The sequence below is a fragment of the Candidatus Methylomirabilota bacterium genome (genome assembly GCA_036002485.1).
Taxonomy (GTDB): Bacteria; Methylomirabilota; Methylomirabilia; order Rokubacteriales; family CSP1-6; genus AR37.
The window spans coordinates 12,516-34,234 of the sequence record DASYTI010000009.1 but is presented as its reverse complement, the minus strand read 5'-3'; the positions used below and the strand labels follow the sequence as shown (position 1 = coordinate 34,234).

Here is a 21,719-nt window from a genome sequence, read left to right as displayed (position 1 = left end):
GGCGCAGCCGCGAGGCGAGGGCTGAGTGGATCTGGCGAAGTAAATTGACCCAGTGCCTGCGGTCAGCCGGGCAGCACCACGCGATGGTAGAGCTCGCGCACCCACGCGGTGCGGCGCCGGTAGTCGTCGAGGAATTCCTTGCGCGAGGGGTACTCGAGGCTCTTGGCGAGCCGTGCCGGGATGGGCCCGGCCAGCTCGATCGTGTCGCTGGGGCGCGCTCCGAAGAGACGGAGATCCGCCGAGACGCGACGGAGGAATCGATAGTTGTCCGCGAGCTGCGTGGCCTCTTCCGCCGGCAGGAGTCCTGACCCTCCGATCGCCCGCAGCGCCGTCACCGTGTGCGGGCTGCGTATCGCCGGATGCTCACGCCCGTGGCGCATCTGGATGGCCTGGGTGATGAACTCGACGTCCACGAGCCCCCCGCGGCCGAACTTGACGTGCAGGCGCCCCGGCGTCTCCTTGCCGAGCTCCTTTTCCATGCGTCCCCGGAGCGCGCGCATCTCTTTGAGGTCCGGCGGAGGCGCCTCGGGTCCGTACACGAGGGCCTGGATGGCCTGGCGCACGGACCGCCCGAGGCGCGGATCGCCGCCCACGAGGCGTGCGCGCGTCAGCGTCTGGCGCTCCCACGGGTCCGCCCATTCGCGGTAGTACTGGCCGAGGGCCTCCAGGCTCGAGGCGAAGCCGCTGCCCTTGGATCCGGGACGAAGGCGCAGGTCCACGGGCACGACCACGCCGGCCGCGGTGACGTCGCCCAGGATCGAGGAGAGAGCCTCGACGGCGCGGTCGTAGAACACGTGGGCCTCGACGCGCTCGGGGCCGTCCGTCTCCCCCGCCCCACCGTAGATCACGAAGAGATCGAGGTCGGAGCCTGTCGACAGCTCGCGTCCACCGAACTTGCCGAGCCCGATGACGCTGGCGGGGACGAGCCGCCCAGCGGAATCCACGGGGACGCCGAGGGTCGCCGCCGCCTGGTCGAGGGCCATGAGCCAGCCCGCGGCCAGCGCCGCTTCCGCCAGCGCCGTCATCTCCCGAGAGAAGCGATCGGCATCGGTGACTCCAAGAAGCAGCCGCCAGATGATGCCCAGCTCTTCGGCCTGCTTGAGCCGGCGCAGCCGGTCCATGCGCTCGGGCAGCGCCAGCGCCGGAGCCAGCGCAGGGGCCAGCGCGCGTCGGAAGTCCGCCCGCCGTCTCGGTGCCGCGAAGGTGGCAGGATCGGCCAGCCGGCTCAGCAGCTCCGGCTGCGTCAGCAGGAGCTGGGTCAGGAGCTCGCCACGAGCGCAGAGCTTGACGAGATTCGTGTGCAGGTGGGGACGATCGGCCAGGAGCTCGAGATACGCCGTGCGCGGTCCCGCCGCGGCGATGAAGCGCTCGAACTGATTGAGCGCCTCATCCGGGTCGGGGCTCTGCCAGAGCGCGTCGAGGAGCACGGGGAACATGGTCCGGATGGCGCGTCGCATGGGCTCGACGTAGGGGACGAGAGGCCGCCCCTCGAGGACGAGCCGCAGGTTCTGGCGCGCGCGGTCGGGATCGACGAAGCCGGTGGCCTTGAGGGCCGTGTACGTGGGGACCCGAGGGGCCGACTCCTTTGCCTCGGGTGGCGCGGCGAAGAAGGCGGCGAAGGCCTGGTGCACGCCGTCGGTGACCCGCCGGTATTCAGCCTCGAAGGCGCGGCGGGCCGCTGCGGGAGGAAGCGTGGAGCCGAGCCGCCGGGCCAGCCGGCCCAGCGCCACGGGGTCCTCGGGAAGCGTGTGAGTCTGGAACTCGTTGACGATCTGCAGCCGGTGCTCGACGGTGCGCAGAAAGACGAGGGCGTCGCCCAGGAAGCGGCCGAGGGACTGCGAGAGGTAGCCGCGCTCCGTGAGCCGGAAGATCGCGCGCAGGCTGTTCCGCTCGCGCAGCCAGGAATCATCGCCCGAGTAGAGGAGCTGGAGGGCCTGGACGAGGAACTCGACCTCGCGGATGCCCCCGCGCCCGAGCTTGACGTGGCGACGCTCGATGCCCTTGCCGCTGAGCGATCGGTCGATCTGGCGCTTCATGCCTCGCACGGCGGCCACGATGTCTGGATCGAGGCCGGGCCGGAAGACGAATGGCCGGATCAGGTCGAAGAAGCGGTCCGCCACCTGGGCGTCGCCCGCGCAGAAGCGCGCTTTGATCAGCGCCTGGCGCTCCCAGAGCTCGGCGCGCTCGGCCAGATAGGTCCGGTAGCCGCCGAGCGACAGGATGATCCCGCCCATCCGGCCCTCGGGCCGGAGACGGAGATCCACGCGGAAGGCGTACCCTTCCTCGGTCACGGACTCGAGGGCGGCCACGATGTCCCGCGCGGCGGCGGCGAAGTAGTCGCCGTTCGGGAGGCGGCCCTCCGACCCGCCTGAGGTCTCCCCGTCCTCTCCGTAGACGAAGACCAGATCGATGTCCGAGGAGTAGTTCAGCTCATCGCCCCCGAGCTTGCCCATGCCGATGACGGCGAGGCCCGTGGGCGCGCCCTCGGACCCCTGGGGGACGCCGAAGCGCTCGCGCAGACGCTCCTCGGCCCATCGCCACGCGGCCTCCACACACACATCGGCGAGCCGCGAGAGCTCTTCGGTGGTCACGGTCAGATCGGCGTCACCCAGCAGATCGCGGGAGCCTATGCGCAGGAGCTGGCGGTACTTGAACCGGCGGAGCGCGTTCCAGCGCGCGTCGAGCCGCTCGAAGGCGCTCGTGTCCTGCTCGAGGACGGCGGCGAGCTCGTCGCCATGCCACTGCCGCATGGTCCGGCCCTCGAGGAGCCAGGGGAAGAGCGTGGGATGCCGGCGCAGCGTGTCGGCCAGGAACTGGCTGGTGCCGCCGAGCCTCGCCATGAGATGGAGGGCGCCGGGGTGCGAGCCGAGGAGACGGAACAGCGCGATGCGATCGCCCTGGGCGGCCAGGCGCTCCAAATTGTTGAGCGCCATGTCAGGATCGGGCGACTCCGCCAGTGCCTGAAGCAGCCGCGGGAGGAGCGGGGCCAGGAGCTCGGCATCCCGCGGCTCCGGCGTGAGCGCGTGGAGGTTGGCTAGGGCGGCGCGCGGGTCAGCGAAGCCCAGCCGCTTGAGCTCGGCCAGCGCTTTGCGATCGCGCGGAGCCGCGGTGAGCAGGTTCATGGAGGCGCTGATCCTCGGATCATCTGCTACCACCGCCCCTCACCTTACTCAGCCCTCGCCTCGTCGCTCGAGGCGAGCGTCTCGGCTCGAACTGCAGCCCTCTCCCCCGAGGGGGGAGAGGGAATCTTTTCAGATGGCCGCTTCGCCCGTCTCGCCGGTGCGGATGCGGATGGCGTCGCCCATGGGCAGGACGAAGACCTTGCCGTCGCCGATGGAGCCCGTGCGGGCGGCGGAGGCGATGAGGGCCACGATCTTGTCGACCTGCTGGTCGGGCACCACCACCTCGATCTTGACCTTGGGCAGGAAGTCGATGGTGTACTCCGAGCCGCGATAGAGCTCGGTGTGGCCCTTCTGCCGGCCGAAACCGCGCACCTCGGTCACCGTCATGCCGATGACGCCCACCTCGGTCAGCGCTTCCTTGACGTCGTCCAGCTTGAACGGCTTGATGATGGCTTCGATCTTCTTCATCGCGACCTCCGTGGCGACCGGGCGCCGTACTGGCGGAGCACCTTTCGGTACAGGGTAACGTACTCGCGGGCGGAAGCGTCCCACGAGAAATCCTGCGTCATGGCGTTGTGGACGAGGGTCTCCCACTGGCGTGGCTCACGGAACACCGCGACGGCCCGCCCTACCGCCTCCCGCAAGGCGTCCACGGAAAAGTCGTCGAAGATGAATCCCGTGCCTGTCCCAAGCCGGGCATCCCACTCCTCCACCGTGTCGGCGAGGCCCCCCGTGCGCCTCACGATGGGAATGGTCCCGTAGCGCAGGGCGATGAGCTGCCCCAGCCCGCACGGCTCGTAGCGGGAGGGCATGAGGAAGCAGTCGCCGCCCGCGTACATGCGCGAGGCCAGCTCGGCGTCGTAGCCGACCCGCACGGCCACGCGGCCCGGATGCTCGGCGGCGGCCTCCTGCCACGCCGTCTCGAGCGGCGTCTCGCCCGAGCCGAGGAGGGCGATCTGGCAACCAGCCTCGAGGAGTCCGGGTAGCCCTTCCAGCACGAGGTCGAGCCCCTTCTGGTCGGCCAGGCGCGTGACCATGGTGATCAGCATGGAGCGATCGGCCTCGAGCCCCAGCTCGCGGCGGAGCGCTTCACGGCACAGAACCTTGTCCTCGGGCTGCGCAGCGGAGTAATGGCACGTGAGGGCGGGATCCTTCGTGGGATTCCAGGTCTCATAGTCGATCCCGTTGATCACGCCGAAGAGGTCCGCGCTTCGGTCCTCGATCACGCCTTCGAGCCCGATGCCGAAGGCCGGCGTGCGGATCTCCGCGGCGTACGTCCGACTCACCGTGGTGAGGAGATCGGCGAAGGCCAGCCCGGCCTTGAGGAAATTGATCTTGCCGTAGAACTCGATGCCGGCCGGGGTGAAGAGGTCCCAGCCGAGGCCGGTCATGGGCATGTCGTAGTGCCAGAACACGCCCTGGTAGGCGAGGTTGTGGATGGTGAAGAGCGTGCCCAGCCCGCCGAGCTCCGGGTGATCGCGGTAGAGCGTTTTGAGGTACACGGGGATGAGCCCCGTCTGCCAGTCGTTGGCGTGGATGAGCTGAGGCCGCCAGGGCGAGGCTCCCTCGCGGCCGAGAGCGATGAGGGCCTCGAGGGTGCCCCGGCAGAAGAACGTGAAGCGCTCGCAATTGTCCAGGTAGTCGCCGTCCGCGGTGCCGTAGAGCGCCTCGCGATCGAAGTAGGAATCCTGCGCGAGGAAGTAAACGGGCACGCCGCCCAGCCCCGTCGTCTCGAGGAGCTGGCCCTCGACGAGGCCGTCGCCGATGGGGACGAACACGCGCTCGATCACCGTCCGCATCCCCGCCCCCTGCTGCTTTACATCCCGGTAGCGGGGAATCAGGACGCGCACGTCGTGGCCGAGGGCGTGGAGGGCCTGAGGCAGCGCGCCCGCCACGTCGCCCAGGCCGCCCGTCTTGGCGAAGGGCGACGCCTCGGAAGCCACCACGAGCACGCGGAGTCGCGGAAACGGCATGTCCAGATCCCCTATGCGTCCTCTTCTAGGATGGGGAAGACGAGCTGGGTGATGTGCGAGGAGATACGCTTCAGATTGGTCAGCACGTCGAGGTGGATCTCGGAGGTTTCGAGCGACTCCGCCAGCCCCTGCCGGAGCCGGGCCAGGTGCGAGCTTCGAAGCTCGCGCTCGCGCTGACGGATGAACGGTCGCTGGTCGAGCACTTCCTGGGCGAGGGCCCGGTCGCTCGCCGCGAAGGCCGCGATGGCGCGCTCGAGGTTCTTGGAGATCATGCCGTGGAACTCCAGCAGCTCGGCCTCCCCCGCCTCCGAGAAGCGCCGCCCCTGATAGAGCTTCTTGCGGGCGAGCTCCATGAGGTTCTTGTCGATGATGTCGCCGATGTTCTCGAGATTGCCGATCATGGAGATGAGCCCGATCTCCTTGCGGGTCAGGTCCGGGGACATGGTCTCCTGACCCAGGCGCGAGAGGAAGAGCTTGATCTCCCGTTCGAGGTAGTCGAGCTGGTCGTCGCGCCGCTCGACGTCTTCCAGGAGCTCCTGGTTGTCGCTGCGCAGGACGAGCATGGCGTCCCGCAGCATGCCCTGGGCCACGTCGCCCATGCGCAGAGCCTCGCGCGTCGCCTGCCCCAGGGCCAGCCCGGGCTGGTCGAGGTAGCGGTCGTCGAGATAGCGGGTCTTGAAGGGGTTGTCGGCGGTGGTGATGTCGTCGGGCACCATGGCCGTGATCATGCGCGCGGCCCATGGCGCGAAGGGCAGGAACACGGCGCTGATCGCCACATTGAAGAGCGTATGCGTGTTGGCAACCTGGCGCGCGGCATCGCTCGCCGTGGCGCCCACGAGGACAGCCAGGGGGTGAATGAAGGGGAACACGAGGGCCACCCCGAGCACCTTGAAGGCGATGTGGGCGAAGGCCACGCGCCGGGCCTCGGCCGAGGAGCGCAGGCTCGCCGTCAGCGCGGTGGCGCACGTCCCGATATTGGCGCCGAGCACCACGGGAATCGCGCCGCTGAGAGGCAGGAGCCCCTGGTTCGCGAGCGAGAGAATGATCCCGATGGTCGCGGCCGACGAGGACATGCCGGCGCTGAATGCCGCGCCGACGAGAAGGCCCAGGCCGGCATTCGCCGACAGCGCCACCAGCACCTGTCGCGCCAGCCCGCTCTCCGCCACCGGAGCCACCGCCTCGGTCATGAGGCGCATCCCGAGGAAGACGAAGCCGAAGCCCAGCACGGCCTGGCCCACGCTCTTGACGAGGCCGCGCCGGCCAAAGAAGGTGAGCCCGAATCCCGCCGCCACGAGGAGCAGGGCCAGATCCTGGATCTTGAAGGCGAGGAGCTGGACGGTGAGGGTCGTGCCGATGTCGGCGCCCAGAATGACGCCCAGCGACTGACGGAACGTCATGAGTCCGGCCGAGACGAAGCCGATGACCATCAGCGTGGTCGCCGAGGAAGACTGCAGGAGAACCGTGGCCAGCGCGCCGGAGCACACGGCGTTGAGCCGCGTGCGCGTGGCGCTCGTCAGCAAGTGCCGCAGGTGGCCTCCCGCCGCGCGCTGGAGCCCTTCGCCACAGAGCTGCATGCCGTAGAGGAGCAGGGCCACGCCGCCGAAGAGGGCCAGGAGGATCATGGGGCGCGAGGCGTGGGCGTCGGGTAGCCCAGGGCGATGTCTGACTCAGCCCTCGGCTCGCCTTCGGCTGCACCTCGAACGATCAACTCAGCCCTCGGCTCGCCTTCGGCTGCACCTCGAACGATCAACTCAGCCCTCGGCTCGCCTTCGGCTGCACCTCGAACTACAGCTGCCAGATGCCGGGTGTTGTTGACGGAGTGTACGCGCGGCGGCCTCACTTCGGTAAGCGAGCCGTTGGATACCGTCAGTCGCCAGATCGAGGACAGGGGCAGCCCGAGGCAATGGGCGAGATAAGCGCTGATGACGCCGCCGTGGCACACCACCAGCACTTGCCGGCCATTGGGATGCGCCCGGGCGATCTCGGCCATGGCCCTGACCACGCGAGCTTGCACGTCCGCAAGCGGCTCGCCTCCCGGAGGCAGACAGGCGACGGGATCCCGCACCCACTGGGCGTAAGGATCGCCCGGCAAGGCGCGGATCTCCTCGACCGTCCGCCCCTCCCACTCCCCCAGACAAAGCTCGCGGAGATCCTCGACGGGCGTGACGGGCACATCGGTGCCGGCCGCGGCGATCTCGGCCGTGCGTCGTGCCCGCGCGAGCGGGCTCGTGTAGACGGCGACCACGGGCCGGCTCTGGAGAACGCGCGCCAGCGCCTCGGCCTGGCGCGCGCCGAGATCCGACAGCTCCACGTCCTGGCTGCCCTGGAAGCGGCGGATGGCGTTCGAGACCGACTGCCCGTGCCGGGCCAGGAGAAGATGGCTCATCGTCGGCGCTCCACCGCAGTCAGGGCCGCCTCGAGCCGGGCCAGCGTCTCCGCCTTGCCCAGGAGCGCCGCCACCTGGAAGATGGGCGGGCTTTCGGTCTTGCCCGTGATGGCGATGCGCGTGAGCTGGGCCAGGTCCACGAGCTTGAGCCCCATCTCGGCGGCCAGGCCGCGAACGAGAGCCTCGAGGCTCGCGGGGTCGAAAGCTTCCTGAGCCTGGATGCGCTTGATCAGCACGGCATAGCGATGCGGCGCCTCGGCCGTCCAGAACTTCGCGGCGGCCTGCGGATCATAGGCCGGGGGCGGACGGAAATAGAACGCGGCCTGCTCGGCCATCTCGACGAAGGTGTGCGAGCGCTCCTTGAGGCTGTCGGCGATCCGGGCGAGGTGCACGCGATCGGCAGGGACGGGCAGCCCGGCCCGCGCGAGAAAGGGCTCGAGCTCGACGGCCAGGCGCTCGGGCGGCATCATCTTGATCCACTCGAGGGAGAGCCAGAGGAGCTTGTCGCGGTCGAAGACGGCGCCCGCCTTGCCGACATGGGCGAGATCGAAGTGCGCGGCGATCTCCTCGGGCGAGAGAATCTCCTGGTCCCCGTGGGACCAACCGAGCCGCGCCAGGTAATTGACGAGGGCCTCCCGCGGAATGCCCTGATCCCTGTACTCCTCGACGGTGGTGGCGCCGTGGCGCTTGGACATCTTGCTGCGGTCGGCGGCCAGGATCATGGGCAGGTGGGCGAAGACGGGGGCGGGATAGCCCAGGGCCGCATAGCAGGCGAGCTGCTTGGGCGTGTTGTTGAGGTGATCATTGCCCCGGATGACGTGGGTGATCTTCATGGTCAGGTCATCGACGACCACGCAGAAGTTATAGGTCGGCGTGCCGTCGGTGCGCACGAGGATCCAGTCGTCGAGCGTGTCGTTGTCGAAGGTGACGGTGCCCAGTACGGCGTCCTCGACCACCGTCTGCCCGCCCGTCGGCACCTTGAGCCTCAGCGCGTGGGGCTCGGAGGCGGGAACCTTCGCGTCGCGGCAGGTGCCGGGGTAGCGGAAGGTCTCGCCGCGCGCCTGCGCCTCTTTCCGCAACGCGTTGAGGATCTCGGGCGTGCAGCGGCAGCGATAGGCGCCGCCCTCCGCGAGGAGCCGCTCGGCGTGCGCGCGGTAGATCTCGAAGCGCTCGGTCTGGCGATAGCCGGGAGCGGGCGGCCCCTCGTCCCATTCGAGCCCGAGCCAGCGGAGGACGTCGAGGATGGGGGCGAGGTACTCCTCGGTCGAGCGCGAGCGGTCCGTGTCCTCGATGCGCAGCACGAACACGCCCTGGTGCCGCCGGGCGAAGGCCCAGTTGAAGAGCGCGGTGCGAGCGCTGCCCACGTGAAAGGAGCCCGTGGGACTCGGCGCGAAACGAACTCTGACGGTGTCAGGCATACGTGATCATCTTACCGCGTTAGAAGCGAGCCCGGCGCATGACCGCACGCGGAAGCAGCCGGATGACGAGCATCACCCAGCGCCAGATGGGCGGAGCATAGACCACCGGCTTTCCCCGGTCGAGGGCGCGGAGAACCACGCGCGCCACCGACTCCGGCTCACCCGCGAAGGGAGGCACGGGCAGCCCCACCGTCATGGCCGTCTTGACGAAACCGGGTCGCACCGAGACCACGCGTACTCCGCGGTCGGCGTAGGCGAGCCCGAGTCCGTCGAGATAAGCTGACAGGCCCGCCTTGGAGGCGCCGTACAGATAGTTGCCTCGCCGTGCCCGATCGCCCGCCACCGAGCTGAACGCGCAGATCGTGCCGCCACCGCGGCGGGCCAGCCGCTCGGCGGTCTGCTGGCAGAGCACCACCGTGCCCGTGAAATTGACCTCGAGGAGCCGGGCGAGACGCGCGGTGTCGCGCTCGAGCGTCTCCTGGGGGGCGAAGTCGCCGCCCGTCACGATCAGCGCGTCGAAGCTGCCCAGGGCGCGATCGGCCGCGTCGAGGGCTGCCTCGAAGCCCGCGGGCTCCGCCAGGTCGAGATGGCCCGTCGGCACCGGTCCGCTCGCGCCGCGCGCCACGAGATCCCGGGAGGACGTCAGGAGCTCATTCGGGTCCCGTCCGAGGAGGGCCAGGGCGTCGCCGCGGCCGGCGAGAAGCCGCGCCAGGGCCCGTCCCATGCCGCGCGTGGCACCAACCATCACGGCCTTCACGATTCATCTCCGAGCAGGCGCGCCGACAGGGCCGAGCCGAATCGATGCTCCGGATCCCACCGATCCCGCACGCGCCGCCACTCGGGCAGCCGAGGCACCATGCGCTCGAAATCCTCCCGGCGGGTGGCGGCGTCCTTGGCCAGATAGATCCGGCCCCCCGCGCGGATCACCGTGGCGTTGAGCAGATGGACGAGGTCCTCGGTGGCGGGGCCACGGTACGGCAGATCCAGCGCGAGCGTCGTGCCCTCGAGGGGAAAGGACAGATACGCGTCGGACTCCGGGCCAAAATCCTTGATCACCGCGAGAAAGGACGCCGCCCCGGCCCGGCTCAGACGATCGAGGAGCTCCGAGAGCACGGGCGCGCCCGCCGCGCGCGGCACCACACACTGGTACTGGAGAAAGCCGTGGCGGCCATAGAGGCGGTTCCAGTCCCGGAGGGAGTCGAGCGGGTAGAAGAAGGCGTCATGGGACACGAGGCGCCCGCCCGTTCTCCGGCACTGGATCCGGTAGTAGGCCGTGTTGAAGGCCCGCATGAGCGCCGGGCTCAAGAGCCATGCGGGCCCGTCGAAGGGGACGGCGCGCGGAGTGTTCTCGCGAGGCGGAACGCCCGGCGCCTCGCCGCGCGAGGCGTGGCGGCCGCGGATCACGATGCCGCGCCCGAGGCCGGACCCGGTGGCCAGGCAGTCGATCCAGCCCACGGTATACGGCCAGTCCTTGCCGGCATGTCTCAGCCGATCGAGCATCTCGGTCAGTCCGGCGGCCGGTTCTGTTTCAACGAACATCCACGGCGTCTCGATGGGCTTGAGGCGGATCGTCGCCTCCGTGATCAGCCCCGTCAGTCCCATGCCGCCGACCGTGGCGAGAAAGAGCTCACGCTCGCGGTCGGGGCCGCATTCCACGAGGCGCCCGTCGGCCGTCTCGATCACGAGGCGGCCCACGAATCCGCCGAAGGATCCGTCACGGTGATGGTTCTTGCCGTGCACGTCGGAGGCGACGCAGCCGCCCACGGTCACGAACTTCGTCCCCGGGCTCACCGGCGTGAACCAGCCCCGCGGCACGAAGACCCGGAGAATCTCCGCGAGCGAGAGCCCCGCCTCGCAGGTCAGGGCCCCCGTGGAAGGCTCGAAGGCCAGGATGCGGTCGGCCCGCACCGTCTCGAGAACGAGGGACTGGGCGGAGGCGGGCACCGCGGCGTCGCCATAGGACCGCCCGAGCCCGCGCGGAAGCACGCGGCCGGCGCGCGGAAGCCTCAATCGCTCCGGTCGCGCCACCGCCGCGCGGCAGACCGGATGGCGACCCCAGCCCGCGACGGTCTCGAGGCTCAGCCCATCCATCGCGGGCCGTAGATGATGGCGAGGGTGGCGAGCATCCAGAGAACGGCATCGAGGAGGAGCGCGCGGTCGGTCACGAGCAGATCGGAGGGATTGCCCCCGAGATCCCGCCGGTACAGGAGGTAGAGGTAGCGGAAGATGCCGTAGAGCACGAAGGGCAGGGTGAGGGGCAGAAGCCGCGTGTGAAACTTGGCCACGGTGTCCGCCGACATGGTGTAGAGGGCATAGGCCGTCACCGTCGAGGCGGTGACCACCGAGATCATCTGGTCCAGGAAGCCCTCGCTGTACTCGGCCAGGATGGGCCGGTGGGCCGCCGCCTCCCCCGTGAGGGACAGGAATTCGTGGCGGCGCTTGCCGAGAGCCAGGAAGAGCGCGATCTGGATGGTGCAGATGAGGAGCCAGCCCGAGATTTCCACGTCCACCGCCACCGCCCCCGCCACCGCGCGCAGCACGAAGCCGGTGGCCACGGTCAGCACGTCCAGGATGACGAGGTGCTTGAGCCAGGCCGAGTACGCGGTCAGGAGAAGGGCATAGCCGAGCGCGGTCAGGCCGAAGACGGGCGAGAGCGAGAAAGCGGCGGCCAGGCAGGCGGCGGAGAGCACGACGCCGATGGCCACGGCCGCGCGGATGGACAGCGCGCCCGCGGCGACGGGGCGCAGCTTTTTCTGCGGGTGCAAGCGGTCCTTGTCGACGTCGGCGACATCGTTGAACAGATATATGGCCCCGCTGAGCCCGCAGAAGATGACGAAGGCGGCGGCGGCGCGCCAGGCCAGCGGCGTGAATACCTGTTGCGCGAAGACCACGCCGGCAAAGACGAAGAGGTTCTTGACCCACTGGCGGGGACGGAGCGACCTCAGGACGGCGGCAAGGATGCTCATCCCGTCCTTACAAGCGGATCACATGCGGCTGGGCACCCAGCGGTCCCGTGAGATTGCGCGTGTCGAGGACCAGCCGCGCTTCGCGCACGAGGCGGACGGGGTCGAACTCGCGATGGGCGGTCAGGACGAGCACCAGATCGTAGGATCCGAGGGCCGCCGTCCAGTCCACCGCGGTCAGCGACCGGCTCCCCACCGTGAGCGTGGGCACGTGGGGGTCGGCATAGTCCACGCGCGCCCCCCGCAGGACGAGGGCGTCGATGATCTCCACCGCGGGCGAATCGCGCACGTCCCCCACCCCCGCCTTGTAGGCGACCCCGAGCACGAGCAGGCGTGAGCCCTTGAGGGGGCGGCCCAGGTCATTGAGGGCGTCCGTGGCAAGCTGTACGGTGTAGGCCGGCATGCCCCGGTTGATCTCGTCGGCGAAGGCGATGAAGCGGGCCTCGTAGCCCATCATGCGCGCCCGCCACGAGAGGTAGTAGGGATCGCTGGGCAAGCAGTGGCCGCCGATGCCGGGTCCGGGCTGGAAGGACATGAAGCCGAAGGGCTTGGTGGAGGCGGCCTCGATGATCTCCCACACCGAGAGCCCGAGCCGCCGGCACATGATGGCCAGCTCATTGACGAGCGCGATATTGACGCTGCGGAATATGTTCTCGAAGAGCTTGACCAGCTCCGCCGCCTGGGGCGAGGAGACGGGCACGATGCGCTCGACGATCTGCCCGTAGAGCGCGGAGGCCAGGGCCAGGCAGGACGAGGTGACGCCCCCCACGACCTTGGGAATGTTGGTGAGCCCGTACCGGCGGTTGCCAGGATCGATGCGCTCCGGGGAGAAGGCGAGGAAGAACTGGTGGCCGACCGTGAGCCCCGAGGCGGCGAAGCGGGGCAGCAGCACTTCCTCGGTCGTCCCTGGATACGTCGTGGACTCCAGCACGATGAGCTGGCCAGCGCGCAGGATGCGCGCCACATCTTCCGCGGCCGCCACGATGTGGGAGATGTCGGGCTCCTTGGACTTGCCCAGCGGCGTGGGCACGCAGATGATGATGGCGTCGGCGGCCGTGAGCGCCTCGATCCCGTCGGCCACGACCAGACGCTTCGCGGTGACGAGGGGCGCCAGTTCGTCGCTCGGCACGTCCTCGACCGGACTCACCCCGGCCCGAATCATCGCCGCGCGGCCCGGGTCCGCGTCGACCCCGATCACGGGCAGGCCCGCCTTGGCAAAGGCCACGGCCAGAGGCAGCCCGACATAGCCGAGCCCGATGATGCCGATGGTGGCGTCCCGCCGCTCGAGCCGCTGCTTGAGGTCCTCCCCCACCTGGCCCATGGGCGCGCTCAATGAAGCCGCCCGAGCGCGTCGCGGATCACGCGGGCGATCAGCTCGACCTCCGCGTCGGTCAGCTCCGGAAAGCACGGCAGGGACAGCACCTCGGCGGAGGCCCGCGTGGCGTGCGCGAAGGTCCGATCGGGATCAGCCACGGCGAACATGGGCTGATCGGGAATGGCGATCGGGTAGTGGACAGCGGTGCCGATGCCGGAATCGGCCAGGGCCATGGCGAGGGCGTCTCGCTTCGGCGTCCGCACGGTGAACTGGTGGTAGACGTGGCGAGCGGGCGCGCGCTCCTCGGGCAGAACGAGCGGCGCCCCCCTCAGCAGCTCCCGGTAGCGGGAGGCGATCCTTCGTCGCGACTGGTTCCACTCCTCGAGGCGCCGGAGCTTCACCCGGAGGAGCGCGGCCTGGAGCTCGTCCAGTCGGCTCGAGTAGCCGAGCTCCACGTGCTCGTACTTGCGCGCCGATCCATGATCACGGAGCCGGCGCACCTGCTGGGCCACGTCCTCACGCGGGGTCAGGATCATGCCCCCGTCGCCGCAGCCGCCGAGGTTCTTCGTGGGATAGAACGACAGGCACGCGGCGTCGCCCCAGGCCCCGGCCGGCTTGTCGCCATACGAGGCTCCCACCGCCTGCGCGGCGTCCTCCACCACGGCCAGGCCGTGGGCGCGGCCGAGAGCGGCGATCGCGTCCATGGCGGCGGGCTGACCATAGAGGTGGACGGGCACGATGGCGCGAGTGCGCGGCGTCACCGCCTTTTCCGCCAGCGCGGGATCCAGGTTGTAGGTCGCGGGATCGATGTCCACGAAGACCGGCCGCGCCCCCACCATGAGCACGGCGGTCGCCGAAGCCACGAAGGAAAAGGCCGAGGTGATGACCTCGTCCCCTGGCCGCACGCCAACCGCCCTGAGGGCAATGACGAGGGCGTCGGTGCCCGACGCGACCCCCATGCCGTGCGCGACGCCGCAGAGCCGGGCCAGCTCGCTCTCGAGGGCCGCGCCCTCGGGCCCGAGGATGAACCGGCAAGAGCCGAGCACGCGCTCTGCCGCCGCCATCAGCTCGGCTTTCAGCGCATCGTGCTGCCGCTTGAGGTCGATCTGGGGGATCATCGGCTGGCCGCGCGACCGCTCGTGCCCACCTGACCGACCCCGAGGAGATTGACGGAGAACCGGATCTCATCGTCCGAGGCGTAGCGGTGAATGACTTCTACGCTGATCGCCCAGCAGTCGAAGTGGATGTCGAGCCCTCCTCGGGCCTCCGTGGCCCTGCCGTTGGTCAAGTCCCAGTAGCTAGCGGTTTTGACGTTCAGAAAGCGTGTCAGCCGCGCGGTCGCGGAAGCCTGGAGGAAGCGGAAGCCCCCCTGCTCGTTGAAGCGCGGCCCCAGGGTGACCGAGAAGTCGCGGAAGATGGCGCTGATATCGGCGTTCGCGTCCCGGACACCCAGGCCGTAGACATTGTACCGGGCATCGGCGCGGAAACGGAGGTGCTCGTTGGGCTGGATCAAGATCTCGGCCACCGCGTCCTTGAAAGGCTCGGAGACGGGCAGGAAATTGTAGGTCTGGCTCAGGGTGAGGCGCGCGAGCTCCCATCGCACCGGCTCCTCGTTGGGACCCGAGACCGTGCGCGCGTTCAACCGATTGACGAGGGTGTACGTGACCTCGTGGGCCTTGTTCTGGGCGTCGATGCCGGTCCGCGCCTCGTAGCCCGGATCCAGACCGACCGAGGGGCCGCCCCCGGGCTCGTACTGCGGATTGTCCTTCTGGTTGATGCCGCGAATCTCGAGGAAAGTGGCGCGCGGCTCGATCACGTGCTGCAGCGCGGAGATGCCGGCGACCCCGTCCGTATTGAACACGCGCGAGACGCGGGTCTCCAGCTGTACCCCAGCCTCGACCTGCTGGCGGACCCGGTCATCGGCGACCGTCTTCTCGACACTGACCGGATAGCCATTGCCGGGGCCCTGCGAGATCTCGCTCGCGACCACCCGCTTGTTGTAGTAGGTCAGACGCCCCCCCAGGAAAGGCGTCACGGTGAAGAGCCCCGCCACGGGAATCGGGTAGAGGAGCCGGGGGTGGAAGTCGCCTCGCACGCCCTCGCTTCCGATCTCGCGAATGAAGCTGACGAAGGAAGCCTGGGTCTCGTAGAGGAGCCCGGGTACTCCGGGTACGGGCTGGCGGAGGCCCTCTAGCTTGATCTCGGGCGCCCGCTGCAGCTCCACGGGCCGCGGGGTGGTCAGATCCTGGTACCAGTACACGCGGCCGACGAGGTTCCACGACTCCCACCGCTGCGTCAGGAAGACATTGGTCTCGGCCCGCTGCCGCACCCGGGCGCCTGTCGAGTCGGCGTACGTCTTGTAGATGTCGTCGTCAGAGGTGACGTTCGAGTCGATCTTGAGCGACATGCTCGGCGTGATCTGCCAGCCGTGCCTGATCTGGATCCAGCCGCGGTTCTCGTCGAGCCCTTTCGAGCCGCGCGAGTCGAGGAAGGATTCGTTCACGCCGAAGGCGGTGATCTGCCCCTGCGTCTCGCGCGACACGATGTAGCGATAGTCGAGCTCCAGGCCCATCCCCCGCTTCGTGAAGGTATCGAGGGCAATCGTCAGGTCCTGGCTGTCGCTGATGGCCCAGTAGTACGGCACCCGGGCGAAGTATCCCTTCCGCGAGTTCTGACCGAACTCGGGAAAGAGGAAGCCCGACTGGCGCTCGCGTCTGAGGGCCGCCGCGAAGAAAGGCCACCAGGGAATGACGGGCACGCTCTTGACCCAGAAGGAGGCGTCGCGCCCGAAGATTATCCCGTCGAGGTCGGCCTGCCCTGAGCCCAGATGGACGGACCAGTCGGGCACGTCGCCTTCACACGTCGTGAACACGCCCTGGCGCAGGCCGTACACGCTCTCCCCCATCCGGTCGAAGCGCTCCGCGGAGAGGCGATAGTAAGGCGGGATCTGGGCCGAGCCCTTGTAGACGACGCCCGTGCCGGTATTGAGGTTGTAGTCGACGCGCTCGCCGACGAGCCGGTCCTGCCCGTCGAAGAAGACGACCTTGCCCTGGGCCACCGCCTCACCCGTGGTGCGGTTGAGCTCGACCCGATCGGCGATGAGGCGGCTGCCTCCGCGCGTGATCTCTACGTTGCCGGTGGCCAGGAGCAGATTCGAATCGCCACCGATCTGCTGGATGCGGTCCGCGACGACGCTCGTCTCGCCACCGCTATCCTGGAGTGTCAGGGGAGGCTGCTGGGCCCAGGTCTCCGCGTGCGGGTAGAGGCCGCAGAGCACGGCCACCAGGGCCAGTGGGCCGAGCCGTGTCGCAAGTCTCGCGGGCAGACAGGGATTGGGCGTCTTTTTTAGAGACACAGGCCCTCATCCTATCAGCGGCCGGAGTTGCCTTCGCTAAAAATATCTGTCTTTTCAGTGGCTTGGACGAGAGTCGGACCAATGAGGGATAGAGAACCCGCCACACAAACCATGGGGGTAAGTGGATCGGAAAGCGCCATCTGTAGGGCCTCAGCGGGAGTGGGAGCCAGCTCGGTCATGAGGCCCGGGCGCAGTCTCTCGGCCAGAGCCTTGACTGAGGCCGCTGGAGCCGCCCGCGGGTGCTCGCTGGCGGTGAAGATGACACGCCGAGCCAAAGGCAAGAGGGGGAGCAGGATGCCAGCCTGATCCTTGTCGGAAAAGATCCCGATGATGAAAGTGCCGCGCCGCCCCGGGAAATACGCTTCGAGCGAGGCGGCCAGGGCCCTCGCGCCGGCCGGATTGTGCGCCCCATCGAGCACGAGGGGAGGCGGCCCCGGCAAAATCTGGAAGCGCCCGGGCCAGCGGGCGGCCCCAAGGCCGGCGCGGACGGCGGCTTCGGACACGCCAAGGAGATGCGCGGCGGTGGTGGCCAGGAGCGCATTGCCCGGTTGAAAAACTCCGAGGAGGCCCACGCGCACGTCCCGGAGGTCGAAGCGCGGCCCCTCGAGATCGAGCCACAAGCCATCGAGCCCGCTCCGGCGCACCCGGGCGTGAAGATCCCGTCCCTCGAGGAGGAGGGGCACCCCGGCCTCGGCCGCGCGCCTGACGATCACCGACTCGGCGCCGGGCTCCTGTCTAGCTGACACCGCGGATCCGCTGCGGATGATGGCTGCTTTCTCCGCGGCGATGGCTTCGATGGTGTCGCCCAGGTAGGCCTGGTGATCGAGGTCGATGCGGCTCACGACCTCGACGGCCGGGCGGCCCACCGTGGTCGAGTCGAGCCGCCCACCCAGGCCGACCTCGAGCACGGCCACCTCGACTCCTTCACGGGCGAAGTGATCAAGGGCAAGGGCGGTCAGCGCCTCGAACATGGTCGCGTCGAGGCGGGCGACGAGGGTGCCGAGCGCCTCCACGCCGTCGGCGAAATCGGGTTCGGAGATCGAGCGGCCGTCGACGCGAATGCGCTCGCGGATATCGATGAGGTGGGGCGAGGTGTAGAGCCCGACCCGGCGCCCCGCGGCCTGGAGGATGGCCGCCAGCATGGCGCACACCGAGCCCTTGCCATTGGTGCCACCGACCTGGACCAGGGTCATCGCCCGCTCGGGGTGGCCCGCAGCCTCGAGCAGGGTCTCGATGCGCTCGAGGCCGGGGCGCATCCCGGCCATCTCGCCGCCCCGCAGCCCGGTGATGCGGGCCACGGCCTCGCGGTAGGTCATGGAGCCGGCTGGGAGGGACCCGCGAAGAAAGCGAGAATGCGGCGGAGCGTGTCTCGGAGCTCTTGGCGCTCGATCACGAGGTCGATCTGGCCGTGCTCGAGGAGGAACTCGGAGCGCTGGAAGCCCTCGGGCAGGGGCTGGCGTATCGTCTCGGCGATGACGCGCGGGCCGGCGAAGCCGATGAGGGCGCGGGGCTCGGCCAGCACGAGATCGCCCAGCATGGCGAAGCTGGCCGTGACGCCGCCCGTCGTCGGATCCGTGAGCAGCGAGATATAGGGGAGACGCTCGTCGGCCAGCCGCTTGAGGGCGGAGGCGGTCTTGGCCATCTGCATGAGCGATAGGATGCCCTCCTGCATCCGTGCCCCTCCGGAGGCCGACACGATGAAGACGGGCACGCGCTTCTGCACGGCGAGCTCGATGAGGCGCGTGAGCTTCTCCCCGACCACCGAGGCCATGCTCCCGCCGAGGAAGTCGAACTCGAACACTCCCACCGCGACCTCGTAGCCGGCGATGCGGCCGAGTCCGGTGATGACGGCTTCCTCCAGACCCGTCTTGCCGCGCGCCGCCTTGAGGCGGTCGACGTAGCGCTTGGTGTCCTTGAAGCCGAGGGGATCGCGCGAGCGAAGTCCCATCTCGCGCTCCTCGAAGGAGCCCGCGTCCAGCAGCGAGGCGATGCGCTCCGGGGCGGTGATGCGGAAGGGGTAACGGCACTTCGGGCAGACGCGCCCGGCGCGGTCCACCTCGGCGCGATAGACGATCTCCTTGCAGGAGTCGCACTTGACCCAGAGGCCCTCGGCGATATTGACCTTCTTGGGCCTCTCCTCTTGCTCTCCCTTGCCCTTGAAGAACCAGGCCATGGCTACGTAGCTCGGAGGAGGGCTCCGCCCCCCTTCCGAAACCTCCCCCCGACGCAGGGCGAGCCGCAGGACGTCGTGGGCGCATTGCGAGCCGCAGCACGGCCGGGGGCGGGGGCCCCCGCGTACGAGGCGAGCCATACGAGGAAGCCCCGCCGTCCGAGGCGAGCAATCTGAGTACTGCGCCGGCCAAGCCGGCGCTCGAAGCGGAACACTCCTGCTCGCGAGAGCATGGAAATCATTGGGCCAGCCTCCTAGGCCGACACCCTCAGCGGCTCTTTGAGCGAAGCGATGAAGTCCCCTACCCGGCCGACCAGCTCCTCGGAGCCGCCATAGCGTTCGACGAGCTGAACGATGGCCGAGCCCACGATGACGCCGTCGGCCGCGCGTCCCACCGCGGCCGCCTGCGCGGGAGTGCCGATGCCGAAGCCCACGCAGATGGGCTTGGTGGTGATGCCGCGAAGCGTGCGCAGGTGCTGCAGGAGATCGGGCGGCAGCTCGGCGCGCGCGCCCGTGACGCCGGTCAAGGAGACCATGTAGAGGAAGCCGGTGGCCGCCCGCGCGATCGCGCGCATCCGATCGGGCGTGGAGGTCGGGGCGACGAAGTGGATGAGGTCGAGACCCGCGGCCTCGGCTTCCCGTCGCAGGGGGCGGGCTTCCTCGGGCGGCAGGTCGGCCACCATGACGCCGTCGACGCCGCACTCTACCGCCGTCACGCAGAAGGCCTTGAGACCGAAGGCCAGGAGGGGGTTGTAGTACGTGAGGAAGACGACGGGCACGGGCGTGTCGCCGCGGAGATCGCGCGCCAGCTCGAGCACGCGGGGCAGCGTGACTCCGGCCTGGAGCGCCCGCTGAGTGGCCCGCTGGATGACCGGCCCGTCGGCCAGAGGATCCGAGAAGGGCACGCCCAGCTCGACGATATCCGCGCCCCGCCGCGCGGCTTCGATCACGAGCCGCTTCGTGAGCGATACGGACGGGTCGCCCGCGGTGAAGTACGGGATGAGCGCGCGCTCACCCCGCTCTCGGAGCGCGGCGAACGTGGTGGCCAGGCGCCCGGTCGCCGTCGTGGTCACCGCCGGCCTGCCGCCGAGGCGGCCCGCGCCGCCGCCACCCCGTGTCCATTCCCGGCGAGCGCCTGCTCGACCGTGTGCACGTCCTTGTCGCCCCGACCCGAGAGCCCGACCACGATGAGCTGGCTCTTTTTCATCCCGCCGGCCACGCGCATCGCATAGGCCACCGCATGCGCGGACTCTAGCGCGGGCATGATGCCCTCGAGCTTGGCGAGGGCCTGGAAGGCGTCGAGGGCCTCGGCGTCGGTGGCCGACTCGTACTCGAAGCGGCCCTGCTCCTTGTAGTACGCGTGCTCGGGTCCCACGCCTGGGTAGTCGAGCCCCGCCGAGATCGAATGCGCCTCGGAGATCTGGCCGTCGTCGTTCTGGAGAAGATAGCTCATGCTGCCGTGGAGCACGCCCACCACCCCCGCCCCGAGCGCGGCGCCGTGGCGACCCGTGGAAAGACCGTGACCCGCGGGCTCCACGCCCACGATGCGCACGCGCGGGTCGCGGATGAAGGGCCAGAAGAGGCCGATGGCGTTGGAGCCCCCGCCCACGCAGGCCACGAGAAGATCAGGGAGCTTGCCCGTCAGCTTCCGCGCTTGCCCTCGCGTCTCCTCGCCGATGACGCGGTGGAAATCGCGCACCATCATGGGATAGGGATGCGGGCCCATGGCCGAGCCCAGAAGGTAGTACGTCGTCCGGACATTGGTCACCCAGTCGCGCAGCGCCTCGTTGACGGCATCCTTGAGCGTGCGCGAGCCGCTCTCCACCGGGATGACGGTGGCGCCCAGCAGCTTCATGCGAAACACATTGAGGGCCTGGCGCTCGATGTCCACGCTGCCCATGTAGACCTGGCACTCGAGCCCGAGGAGCGCCGCGGCCGTGGCGGCGGCCACCCCGTGCTGGCCGGCCCCTGTCTCCGCGATGACCCGGCGCTTGTCCATCCGCTCGGCCAGGAGGGCCTGCCCCAGGACATTGTTGATCTTGTGCGCTCCCGTGTGGCACAGGTCTTCGCGCTTGAGGTAGATCCGGGCCCCGCCGCATCGCTTGGTGAGCCGCTCGGCGAAGTAGAGGGGCGTGGGCCGGCCCGCGTAGGTCGCGAGAAGCTGCCGGAGACGCGTCCGGAACCGGGCGTCCCCGCTCGCGGCGCGATACGCCTTGTCGAGCTGGAGGAGCGGGGCCATGAGCGTCTCCGGAACGAAGCGCCCGCCGAAGCGGCCGAAGTGGCCCGCGGCATCGGGCAGGGCGGAGGGATTGCCGATCCGCCTCGTCACGAGGCCTCCAGGGGTGCCGACTTGGCGGCGGCCACGAAGCGACGCACCTTGTCCGGACTCTTGGTCCCGGGCCGGTCCTCGACGCCGGAATCCACATCCACTCCCCAGGGGCGCGCCACGGCGATGGCGCGGGCGACATTGTCCGGGGTCAGCCCGGCCGAGAGAATGACGGGATGGCGCCGCGGCACGCGGCGGGCGAGCTCCCACGGGACGGGCTCTCGTCTCTCGCCATCGCTCCACCGGGCGGGCGAGTCGAGGAGGAAGGCGGCCACGCGGTAGCGCTCGAGTCCGTCGAGGTCGGCGGGGCCGCCCACCTTGATGGTCTTGATCAGGGGCAGCGTGAAGCCGGCCAATGCCTCGGGGGGCTCGTCGCCATGGAATTGCAGGGCGCCCAGACGGCACTCCTCCGCCACGGCCTTGACGTGGCCAGCGGCATGATCCCAGAACACTCCCACGGGCGTCACGAAGGGCGGCAGGCCGGCGATGATCTCCGCGGCGGCCGCGGGCGCGATATACCGCGGCGTCCCCTCGACGAAGATGAAGCCGAGCGCGTCGGCGCCCGCCTCCACGGCCACGCGCGCGTCCGCGGCATTGGTGATCCCGCAGATCTTGACTCGGGTCATATTAGCCCTCGCCTCACCGGGCTCCTCGCCTGCTGCTCGTCGGCCCCGTCTCAGCTCGAACTCCC

Annotated in this window: 17 protein-coding genes; all 17 read right to left on the bottom strand. The window is 69.5% G+C overall.

The features are described 5' to 3' along the window. Positions 1-62: 62 nt before the first annotated feature. The 17 genes from glnE to VGT00_01375 all read right to left on the bottom strand — a co-directional run bounded on the left by glnE (position 63) and on the right by VGT00_01375 (position 21,654). Entirely contained in the window at positions 63-3,122 is a 3,060-nt protein-coding gene (gene glnE / locus VGT00_01455; GenBank protein ID HEV8530066.1) for a bifunctional [glutamate--ammonia ligase]-adenylyl-L-tyrosine phosphorylase/[glutamate--ammonia-ligase] adenylyltransferase, read from the bottom strand. A gap of 129 nt (positions 3,123-3,251) precedes the next feature. Next, positions 3,252-3,590 carry a P-II family nitrogen regulator gene (locus VGT00_01450; protein ID HEV8530065.1) on the bottom strand — a complete coding sequence of 113 codons (339 nt, stop codon included), beginning with the start codon at positions 3,588-3,590 and terminating at the stop codon, positions 3,252-3,254. Then, the gene (glgA, locus tag VGT00_01445) at positions 3,587-5,095 is read right to left on the bottom strand and encodes a glycogen synthase GlgA (protein ID HEV8530064.1); all 1,509 of its coding nucleotides are present in this window, start codon (positions 5,093-5,095) and stop codon (positions 3,587-3,589) included. Before glgA ends, VGT00_01450 begins: the two co-directional genes overlap by 4 nt. Before the next feature lie 11 nt (positions 5,096-5,106). Then, the gene (locus VGT00_01440) at positions 5,107-6,717 is read right to left on the bottom strand and encodes a Na/Pi cotransporter family protein (protein ID HEV8530063.1); all 1,611 of its coding nucleotides are present in this window, start codon (positions 6,715-6,717) and stop codon (positions 5,107-5,109) included. Beyond that, entirely contained in the window at positions 6,714-7,481 is a 768-nt protein-coding gene (locus VGT00_01435) for a histidine phosphatase family protein (GenBank protein HEV8530062.1), read from the bottom strand. The genes VGT00_01440 and VGT00_01435 overlap by 4 nt, the downstream gene beginning before the upstream one ends. Continuing rightward, the gene (gene gltX / locus VGT00_01430) at positions 7,478-8,899 is read right to left on the bottom strand and encodes a glutamate--tRNA ligase (GenBank protein ID HEV8530061.1); all 1,422 of its coding nucleotides are present in this window, start codon (positions 8,897-8,899) and stop codon (positions 7,478-7,480) included. Before gltX ends, VGT00_01435 begins: the two co-directional genes overlap by 4 nt. Positions 8,900-8,918: 19 nt before the next feature. Then, positions 8,919-9,656 (bottom strand): SDR family NAD(P)-dependent oxidoreductase, encoded by a 738-nt coding sequence (locus VGT00_01425; GenBank protein ID HEV8530060.1) that lies wholly within the window; start codon positions 9,654-9,656, stop codon positions 8,919-8,921. Continuing rightward, complete coding sequence (locus VGT00_01420) at positions 9,653-10,990, bottom strand: FAD-binding oxidoreductase (protein ID HEV8530059.1); 1,338 nt, start codon at positions 10,988-10,990, stop codon at positions 9,653-9,655. The genes VGT00_01425 and VGT00_01420 overlap by 4 nt, the downstream gene beginning before the upstream one ends. Beyond that, complete coding sequence (locus VGT00_01415) at positions 10,978-11,865, bottom strand: decaprenyl-phosphate phosphoribosyltransferase (protein HEV8530058.1); 888 nt, start codon at positions 11,863-11,865, stop codon at positions 10,978-10,980. Before VGT00_01415 ends, VGT00_01420 begins: the two co-directional genes overlap by 13 nt. Before the next feature lie 7 nt (positions 11,866-11,872). Beyond that, positions 11,873-13,183, bottom strand: a complete 1,311-nt coding sequence (locus tag VGT00_01410; protein HEV8530057.1) for a nucleotide sugar dehydrogenase — start codon at positions 13,181-13,183, stop codon at positions 11,873-11,875. An 8-nt stretch (positions 13,184-13,191) separates the two neighbouring features. Next, the gene (locus VGT00_01405) at positions 13,192-14,295 is read right to left on the bottom strand and encodes a DegT/DnrJ/EryC1/StrS family aminotransferase (protein ID HEV8530056.1); all 1,104 of its coding nucleotides are present in this window, start codon (positions 14,293-14,295) and stop codon (positions 13,192-13,194) included. After that, on the bottom strand, positions 14,292-16,532 hold the full coding sequence (gene lptD, locus VGT00_01400) for an LPS assembly protein LptD (GenBank protein HEV8530055.1): 2,241 nt from the start codon (positions 16,530-16,532) through the stop codon (positions 14,292-14,294). The genes VGT00_01405 and lptD overlap by 4 nt, the downstream gene beginning before the upstream one ends. A 14-nt stretch (positions 16,533-16,546) precedes the next feature. Further along, positions 16,547-17,848, bottom strand: a complete 1,302-nt coding sequence (locus VGT00_01395) for a Mur ligase family protein (GenBank protein ID HEV8530054.1) — start codon at positions 17,846-17,848, stop codon at positions 16,547-16,549. After that, a complete protein-coding gene (accD, locus tag VGT00_01390; protein HEV8530053.1) occupies positions 17,845-18,705 on the bottom strand; it encodes an acetyl-CoA carboxylase, carboxyltransferase subunit beta in 861 nt (286 codons plus the stop codon). Before accD ends, VGT00_01395 begins: the two co-directional genes overlap by 4 nt. Positions 18,706-18,956: 251 nt before the next feature. Then, positions 18,957-19,775 (bottom strand): tryptophan synthase subunit alpha, encoded by an 819-nt coding sequence (trpA, locus tag VGT00_01385; GenBank protein ID HEV8530052.1) that lies wholly within the window; start codon positions 19,773-19,775, stop codon positions 18,957-18,959. After that, on the bottom strand, positions 19,772-21,031 hold the full coding sequence (gene trpB / locus VGT00_01380; GenBank protein ID HEV8530051.1) for a tryptophan synthase subunit beta: 1,260 nt from the start codon (positions 21,029-21,031) through the stop codon (positions 19,772-19,774). Before trpB ends, trpA begins: the two co-directional genes overlap by 4 nt. Then, on the bottom strand, positions 21,028-21,654 hold the full coding sequence (locus VGT00_01375) for a phosphoribosylanthranilate isomerase (protein ID HEV8530050.1): 627 nt from the start codon (positions 21,652-21,654) through the stop codon (positions 21,028-21,030). The genes trpB and VGT00_01375 overlap by 4 nt, the downstream gene beginning before the upstream one ends. Between the last annotated feature and the right edge of the window lie 65 nt (positions 21,655-21,719).